Origin of the sequence: Streptomyces hydrogenans (assembly GCF_014656075.1) — a bacterium.
Taxonomy (GTDB): Bacteria; Actinomycetota; Actinomycetes; order Streptomycetales; family Streptomycetaceae; genus Streptomyces; species Streptomyces hydrogenans.
Window position 1 is genome coordinate 161241 of sequence record NZ_BNBS01000002.1, and the last position, 8276, is coordinate 169516.

Annotated in this window: 7 protein-coding genes; all 7 read left to right on the forward strand. The window is 75.7% G+C overall.

The features are described 5' to 3' along the window. The first annotated feature begins 20 nt into the window (after positions 1-20). The 7 genes from pdhA (at position 21) to IE321_RS02230 (ending at position 8232) form a co-directional block, all read left to right on the forward strand. The gene (gene pdhA, locus IE321_RS02200; RefSeq protein WP_372470257.1) at positions 21-1172 is read left to right on the forward strand and encodes a pyruvate dehydrogenase (acetyl-transferring) E1 component subunit alpha; all 1152 of its coding nucleotides are present in this window, start codon (positions 21-23) and stop codon (positions 1170-1172) included. Beyond that, entirely contained in the window at positions 1169-2206 is a 1038-nt protein-coding gene (locus IE321_RS02205; RefSeq protein WP_043229111.1) for an alpha-ketoacid dehydrogenase subunit beta, read from the forward strand. The genes pdhA and IE321_RS02205 overlap by 4 nt, the downstream gene beginning before the upstream one ends. Then, complete coding sequence (locus IE321_RS02210) at positions 2206-3591, forward strand: dihydrolipoamide acetyltransferase family protein (RefSeq protein WP_190221502.1); 1386 nt, start codon at positions 2206-2208, stop codon at positions 3589-3591. The genes IE321_RS02205 and IE321_RS02210 overlap by 1 nt, the downstream gene beginning before the upstream one ends. 118 nt (positions 3592-3709) lie before the next feature. Next, on the forward strand, positions 3710-4657 hold the full coding sequence (locus IE321_RS02215) for a DUF6457 domain-containing protein (protein WP_190221503.1): 948 nt from the start codon (positions 3710-3712) through the stop codon (positions 4655-4657). Continuing rightward, positions 4654-6135 (forward strand): molybdopterin molybdotransferase MoeA, encoded by a 1482-nt coding sequence (locus IE321_RS02220; protein WP_190221504.1) that lies wholly within the window; start codon positions 4654-4656, stop codon positions 6133-6135. The genes IE321_RS02215 and IE321_RS02220 overlap by 4 nt, the downstream gene beginning before the upstream one ends. Further along, positions 6123-7214, forward strand: a complete 1092-nt coding sequence (locus IE321_RS02225; protein ID WP_051842619.1) for a potassium channel family protein — start codon at positions 6123-6125, stop codon at positions 7212-7214. Before IE321_RS02220 ends, IE321_RS02225 begins: the two co-directional genes overlap by 13 nt. Positions 7215-7251: 37 nt before the next feature. Further along, positions 7252-8232: an NAD(P)H-quinone oxidoreductase gene (locus IE321_RS02230; RefSeq protein WP_190221505.1), complete on the forward strand. Its 981-nt coding sequence runs from the start codon at positions 7252-7254 to the stop codon at positions 8230-8232. The last annotated feature ends 44 nt before the right edge of the window (positions 8233-8276 follow it).

An 8276-nucleotide genomic window follows, 5' to 3' on the forward strand; every position in this document is an offset into this window, starting at 1 on the left:
CCCACGAGGAGGTGGACTCGTTGCAACAGCGCAGTTCGACAGTCCAGGAGCCGCTCGCCGAGACGGCCCACCGGCCCACGCCGCCGCCCGCCTGGCGGCCGCGGACCGACCCCGCCCCGCTGCTGCCCGACACCGAGCCGCTGCGCGTGCTCGGCACGGACGCGGTGGCCGACGCCGACCCCGCGCTGCTGCGCCGGCTCTACGCGGAGCTGGTCCGCGGCCGCCGGTACAACGCCCAGGCCACCGCCCTGACCAAGCAGGGCCGGCTCGCGGTCTACCCGTCCACCACCGGCCAGGAGGCGAGCGAGATCGGCGCCGCCCTCGCCCTGGAGGAGCGGGACTGGCTCTTCCCGTCCTACCGGGACACCCTCGCGGCCGTCGCCCGCGGCCTCGACCCCGTGCAGGCGCTGACCCTGCTGCGCGGCGACTGGCACACCGGTTACGACCCGCGCGAGCACCGCATCGCGCCCCTGTGCACCCCGCTCGCCACCCAGCTGCCGCACGCCGTGGGCCTCGCCCACGCGGCCCGGCTCAAGGGCGACGACGTCGTCGCGCTCGCCATGGTCGGCGACGGCGGCACCAGCGAGGGCGACTTCCACGAGGCCCTGAACTTCGCCGCCGTCTGGCAGGCGCCGGTGGTCTTCTTCGTGCAGAACAACGGCTTCGCGATCTCCGTGCCGCTCGCCAAGCAGACCGCCGCCCCCTCGCTCGCCCACAAGGCCGTCGGCTACGGCATGCCGGGCCGCCTGGTGGACGGCAACGACGTGGTCGCGGTGCACCAGGTGCTCACCGAGGCCGTGACCCGCGCGCGGCGCGGCGGCGGCCCCACCCTGGTGGAGGCGATCACCTACCGGATCGACGCCCACACCAACGCCGACGACGCCACCCGCTACCGCGCGGACGGCGAGGTCGAGACCTGGCGGGCGCACGACCCGGTGCTCCTCCTGGAGCGGGAGCTGACCGCGCGGGGCCTGCTCGACGAGGAGGGCCGCCGCGCCGCGGCCGAGGCCGCCGAGACGATGGCGGCCGAGCTGCGCGAGCGGATGAACGCCGACCCGGTGCTCGACCCGATGGACCTCTTCACCCACGTCTACGCCGAGCAGACCGCGCAGCTGCGCGAGCAGGCGGCGCAGCTGCGGGCCGAACTCGAAGCGGAGGGCGAGAGCCGATGACGACGGCGACGACCGGCGCGGCGGCCGCCAGGGCGGCCGGCCGGGCCAAGCCGGCCACGATGGCGCAGGCGCTCCAGCGCGCCATGCGCGACGCGATGGCCGAGGACCCGACCGTCCACGTCATGGGCGAGGACGTCGGCACCCTCGGCGGGGTCTTCCGGGTCACCGACGGGCTCGCGAAGGAGTTCGGCGAGGACCGCTGCACGGACACGCCGCTGGCCGAGGCGGGCATCCTCGGCGCCGCGGTCGGCATGGCCATGTACGGCCTGCGGCCGGTGGTGGAGATGCAGTTCGACGCGTTCGCCTACCCGGCGTTCGAGCAGCTCGTCTCGCACGTGGCGAAGATGCGCAACAGGACGCGCGGCGCGATGCCGATGCCGATGGTGATCCGGGTGCCGTACGGCGGCGGGATCGGCGGCGTCGAGCACCACAGCGACTCCTCCGAGATCTACTACATGGCCACCCCCGGTCTGCACGTGGTCACCCCCGCCACCGTCGAGGACGCCTACGGCCTGCTGCGGGCCGCGATCGCCTCCGACGACCCGGTCGTCTTCCTGGAGCCCAAGCGGCTCTACTGGTCGAAGTCGGACTGGTCGCCCGAGGCACCCGCGCGCGTGGAGCCCCTCGGCAGGGCCGTGGTCCGCCGGCCCGGCACCAGCGCCACCCTCCTCACCTACGGCCCCTCGCTGCCGGTCTGTCTGGAGGCTGCCGAGGCGGCCACCGCCGAGGGCTGGGACCTTGAGGTCGTGGACCTCCGCTCGCTCGTGCCCTTCGACGACGAGACCGTCGCCGCGTCGGTGCGGCGCACCGGTCGCGCGGTCGTGGTCCACGAGTCCGGCGGCTTCGCCGGTCCCGGCGCCGAGATCGCCGCCCGGGTCAGCGAGCGCTGCTTCCACCACCTGGAGGCGCCGGTGCTGCGGGTCGCGGGCTTCGACCTGCCCTACCCGCCGCCGATGCTGGAGCGGCACCACCTGCCGGGCGTCGACCGGGTCCTGGACGCGGTCGCACGGCTCCAGTGGGAGGCGGGCAACTGATGGCACAGGTTCTGGAGTTCAAGCTCCCCGACCTCGGTGAGGGACTCACCGAGGCCGAGATCGTCCGCTGGCTGGTGGCCGTCGGCGACGTCGTCGCGATCGACCAGCCGGTCGTCGAGGTCGAGACCGCCAAGGCGATGGTCGAGGTGCCCTGCCCGTACGGGGGCGTGGTCACCGCCCGCTTCGGCGAGGAGGGCACCGAACTGCCCGTCGGGGCACCGCTCCTGACGGTCGCCGTCGGAGCCTCCGCAGCCGCCGGGACGGCCGCCGCGTCCGCGCCGGAGACGGCCGGGGCCGCCTCCGGTTCCGCTTCCTCCGCCGATTCCGCCGTCTCGTCGGAGTACTCGGGCAACGTCCTCGTCGGCTACGGCACGGCGGGCCCCGCGGCCCGCCGGCGCCGGATCCGCCCCCAGGCCCCGGCCGTCGTGAACCCCACGCCGAACGCGACGGCCGGCCCCACCCCGACGGCCCGGGCGACCGCGGTCGCCGTCCCGGCGCCCGAGGGACCGGTCCCGGTCATCTCCCCGCTCGTGCGGAAGCTGGCCCGAGACCGGGGTCTCGACCTGCGCGAGGTGCGCGGCTCGGGCCCCGAGGGCCTGATCCTCCGCGCCGACGTCGAGCGGGCCCTCACCGCCCGCGAGGCGCCCGCGGCACCCGTGGCGCCCGCGCCGCTCTCCGCCGCGTCCGTCGCGGCCGTCGGGGGGCGGATCCCGCTGCGCGGACTGCGCGGGGCCGTCGCCGACAAGCTCTCCCGCAGCCGTACGGAGATCCCCGACGCGACCTGCTGGGTGGACGCCGACGCCACCGAACTCATGGCCGCGCGCGCGGCGATGAACGCGGCGGGCGGGCCGAAGATCTCGCTCCTCGCGCTCCTCGCCCGGATCTGCGCCCACGCCCTGGCCCGCTTCCCCGAGCTGAACGCCACCGTGGACACGGCCACCCGGGAGATCGTCCGACTGCCCTCGGTGCACCTCGGCTTCGCCGCCCAGACCCCGCGCGGACTCGTCGTCCCCGTGGTCCGGGACGCCGGGACGCGGACCGCCGAGTCGCTGACCGAGGAGTTCGCCCGGCTCACCGAGTCGGCCCGGCAGGGCACCCTCACGCCGGCCGACCTCACCGGCGGCACCTTCACCCTCAACAACTACGGGGTGTTCGGGGTGGACGGCTCCACGCCGATCATCAACCACCCCGAGGCGGCGATGCTGGGCGTCGGCCGGATCATCCCCAAGCCCTGGGTCCACCAGGGCGAACTGGCCGTCCGTCAGGTGGTGCAGCTCTCGTTCACCTTCGACCACCGCGTCTGCGACGGCGGCACGGCCGGCGGCTTCCTGCGGTACGTCGCGGACTGCGTCGAACAGCCGGCGGTGCTCCTCCGCACGGTCTGACCGACCGCGCACGCGCCGAACCACTCCGGCCGCATGAATCGGAGTGGTACGGCGCCCGGGCCGTCTCGACAGGAGACCGGCCCAGCGCGGGCGGGCGGCGGCGGACCATACTGCTGGGGTGACCACCGCATATGACGCCGTCGTGCTCGCCGGAGGCGCCGCGAGGCGCCTCGGCGGCGTGGACAAGCCAGGGGTACGGGTCGGCGGCCGGGCCCTGCTCGACCGGGTGCTCGCCGCCTGCGCCGGGGCGCGCCGCACCGTGGTCGTCGGCGCCCCGCGCCCGACGGTCCGGCCCGTCGACTGGACCCGCGAGGAGCGGATCGGCACCGGCCCGGTGGCCGCCCTCGACGCCGGAGCCGCCGCCCTCCGGGACGAGAGCGAGGGCGAGGCCGAGAGCGGGGACAGGGCCGGGACGCCGGCCCCCGACGTCCTGCTCGTCCTCTCCGCAGACCTGCCGTTCCTCGGCGAGGCGACCGTCCGGCGGCTGCTCGACGGGCTCGCGGCCGAGCCGGAGGCCGAGGCCGCGCTGCTCACCGACGCCGACGGGCGCGACCAGCCGCTCGTCGCCGTCTACCGGTCCGGCCCCCTGCGCCGCGAGCTCGACGCCATGCGCCACGCGCACCGCGGCCTCGACGGACTTCCCCTGCGGTTCCTCACCGGCGGACTCCGGACCGTGCGGGTCCCGACGGGGCCTGACGAGCCGTCGGCCTCCTTCGACTGCGACACCTGGGAGGACATCGCCACGGCCCGGGCCCGCATCAGGGACCATGGAGCCGTGCTGGACGAATGGATCACCGCAGTCAAGACCGAACTGGGCATCGACCTGGACGTCGACACCGGCGTCCTGCTCGACCTGGCCCGCGACGCCGCCCACGGCGTCGCCCGCCCCGCCGCGCCCCTGACGACCTTCCTCGTCGGCTACGCCGCGGCGAAGGCCGCCGAGAGCGGCACGGACCCGGCCGAGGCGGTCGCCGAGGCCGCCGGCAAGGCCGCCGCCCTCGCCCGCCAGTGGGCCGCCGAGCAGGCCGAACAGGCCGGGCAGGCCGCACAGGACGAGGCCGGATGACCCCCGGACAACCCGCCACTCCCCCCGCCCCCGCCCCCGCGTCCGAGCGGGGGCACGGGCACCACCGGGCCACCCCCTGGCCCGAGGCACGCGCCCTCGCGGCCCGTGCCGGAGCCAGCGCGGCGGCGGACCGCCCGCCCGTCCGCGTACCGCTCGGGCAGGCGCTCGGCCGGACCCTCGCCGAACCGCTGCGGGCCCTCACCGACCTGCCCTCCTTCGACAGCTCCGCCATGGACGGCTGGGCGGTCGCGGGACCGGGTCCCTGGACGGTCCGCGAGGAGTCCGTGCTCGCCGGGCACTCCGGCGCCGCGGCGCTCGCGTCCGGGGAGGCGGTACGGATCGCCACCGGGGCCCGCGTCCCGGCCGGCGCCACCGCCGTCGTCCGCACCGAGCACTCCCGCACCGGGCCCGTGGCCGGACCGGTGCTGCTGCACCCCCTCCGCGAGGTCGTGCCCGGGCAGGACATCCGCCCCCGGGGCCAGGAGTGCCGGACCGGCGACGAACTGCTGCCCGCCGGGTCCCTCGTCGGCCCGGCGGTCCTCGGGCTCGCCGCCGCCGCCGGCTACGACGAGATCGCCGTGCCGGCGCGCCCCCGGGTGGAGGTCCTGGTCCTCGGGGACGAGCTGCTGACGGCCGGACTCCCCCACGAGGGGCTGATCCGGGACGCGCTCGGCCCGATGCTCGGGCCCTGGCTGACGGCGCTCGGCGCCGAGGTCCTGGCGACCCGGCGGATCGGCGACGACGCGGAGGCGCTGTACGAGGCGGTCACCACGTCCGCCGCCGAACTCGTCGTCACCACCGGAGGCACCGCCGCCGGGCCCGTGGACCACGTCCACCGCGTCCTCGACAAGGCCGGTGCCACCCTCCTGGTCGACGGCGTGAAGGTCCGCCCCGGCCACCCCATGCTGCTGGCCCGGCTGGACGCGGGACGCCACCTCGTCGGTCTGCCGGGCAACCCCCTGGCCGCCGTCTCCGGCCTCCTCACCCTCGCCGCCCCCCTCCTGGCCGCGCTGACCACCCGGCCGAGCGCGCCGACTCCACCGAGCGCGCCGACCCCACCGAGCCCGCCCACCGCACCGGCCGAGATCGCCCCACCGAGCGCGCCCACCGCACCGGGCGAGATCGTCCCACCGAGCGCGCCCACCGCACCGGCCGAGATCGCCCCACCGAGCGCGCCCACCGCACCGGGCGAGCCTCTTGCCGCGCCCCTCCGTGACGGTGTCCAGGGCCACCCGCACGACACCCGGCTCGTCCCCGTCGTCCACCGGGACGGGCTCGTCGTGCCCCTGCACTACAACGGCCCGGCCATGCTGCGTGGCATCGCCGCCGCCGACGCGATGGCCGTGGTGCCGCCCGGGGGAGCCGAGCCCGGACGTCGGGTCGAGCTGCTCGCCCTGCCCTGGCCGACCGAGCCGCAGGCCGCGACGGCGACCCCGGTGTCGCCCCCGGCGCCCGCCCAAGGAGCATGTTTCACGTGAAACTTCCCAGCCGTGATGTCATGGCCCGCCATGCCGACGAGAAGGTCACCGGTTCGCGGATCGCGCTCCCCCGCCGGACCGTCGACCCGCTCCGCCAGGTCGGCCGCCGTCTCCTCATGGCCCTCGGGGTCCTGTTCCTGACGGTCCTCATCGTCTACGCGGACCGCGACGGCTACCACGACAACGCCAACGGCACCGTCGACTTCCTCGACTGCGCCTACTACGCGACCGTCACCCTCTCCACCACCGGATACGGCGACATCGTCCCGTACAGCGACTCCGCGCGGCTCGTCAACATCCTGGTGATCACGCCCCTGCGCGTGCTGTTCCTGATCATCCTGGTCGGCACCACCCTCGAGGTCCTCACCGAAAGGACCCGGGAGGAATTCCGGCTGAAGCACTGGAGGTCCAACTTGCGCGACCACACCGTGATCGTCGGCTTCGGCACGAAGGGGCGGTCCGCGATCCAGACCCTCTGCGCCACCGGCCTCCGCAAGGACCAGATCGTCATCGTCGACCCCTCGGGCAAGGTCATCGAGGCCGCCAACCTCGACGGCTTCGTCGGCGTCGTCGGCGACGGCACCCGCAGCGACGTCCTGCTCAGGGCCGAGGTGCAGCGGGCCCGCCAGATCGTCATCGCCACCCAGCGCGACGACACCGCGGTCCTGGTCACCCTGACCGCCCGTCAGCTCAACCGGGGTGCCAAGATCGTCGCCGCCGTCCGAGAGGAGGAGAACGCCCCGCTGCTCCGCCAGTCCGGCGCCGACGCGGTCATCACCAGCGCCTCCGCCGCCGGCCGGCTCCTCGGCCTCTCCGTGCTCAGCCCCAGCGCGGGCACGGTCATGGAGGACCTGATCCAGCAGGGCTCCGGCCTCGACCTGGTCGAGCGCCCGGTGACCAAGGCCGAGGCGGGCCGCAGCGTCCGGGAGACCGACGACCTGGTGGTGAGCGTGCTGCGCGGCCACCGGCTGCTCGGCTACGACGACCCGGCGGCCAGCCCGCTCCAGCTCACGGACCGGGTCATCACCATCGTCCGGGCCGCCCCGGTCACCCCGCTCACCACGCCGCCGCAGGACTGAGCGGACGCGGGACGGGACCGGGAGTAGCCTCGCCGCCATGCATGCGATCACGATTCCGGAACCCGGCGGCCCCGAAGCCCTCGTCTGGGCCGAGGTGCCCGATCCCGTGCCCGGCGAGGGCGAGGTCCTCGTCGAGGTGGTGGCGAGCGCCGTCAACCGCGCCGACGTCCTCCAGCGGCAGGGCTTCTACAACCCCCCGCCCGGCAGCTCTCCCCACCCGGGCCTGGAGTGCGCCGGGCGGATCACGGCCGTCGGCCCCGGGGTCTCCGGCTGGTCCGTCGGCGACGAGGTCTGCGCGCTGCTCGTCGGCGGCGGCTACGCCGAGCGGGTCGTCGTCCCGGCCGGCCAGCTGCTGCCGGTCCCCAAGGGCATCGACCTGGCCACGGCCGCCGCGCTCCCCGAGGTCGCCTGCACGGTCTGGTCCAACGTCTTCATGATCGCCCACCTGCGCCCGGGCGAGACGCTGCTCGTGCACGGCGGGGGCAGCGGCATCGGCACGATGGCGATCCAGCTGGCCAAGGCGGTCGGCGCGAAGGTCGTCGTCACCGCCGGCAGCCCGGAGAAGCTGGCCCGCTGCGCCGAACTCGGCGCGGACGTGCTGATCGACTACCGCACCCAGGACTTCGTCGAGGAGCTCCACCGGGCCACCGACGGGGCCGGCGCGGACGTGATCCTGGACATCATGGGCGCCAAGTACCTGGACCGGAACGTCCAGGCGCTCGCCGTGAGCGGCCGCCTGGTCGTCATCGGCCTCCAGGGCGGCGTCAAGGGCGAGCTGAACCTCGGCGCCCTGCTCGCCAAGCGGGCCGCCGTGATGGCGACGACCCTGCGCGCCCGCCCGTTGGAGGAGAAGGCGGCGATCGTCGCCGCCGTGCGCGAGCACGTCTGGCCGCTGGTCGAGGGCGGCACGGTCCGCCCGGTCGTCGACCGGACGCTCCCGATGCCGGAGGCCGCCGAGGCCCACCGCCTCCTGGAGTCCGGCGCCCACGTCGGCAAGATCCTGCTGCTGGCCCCCTGATACGGACGGAGACGGGCCCGGCGCGCCCGTGGCGCGCCCGGCCC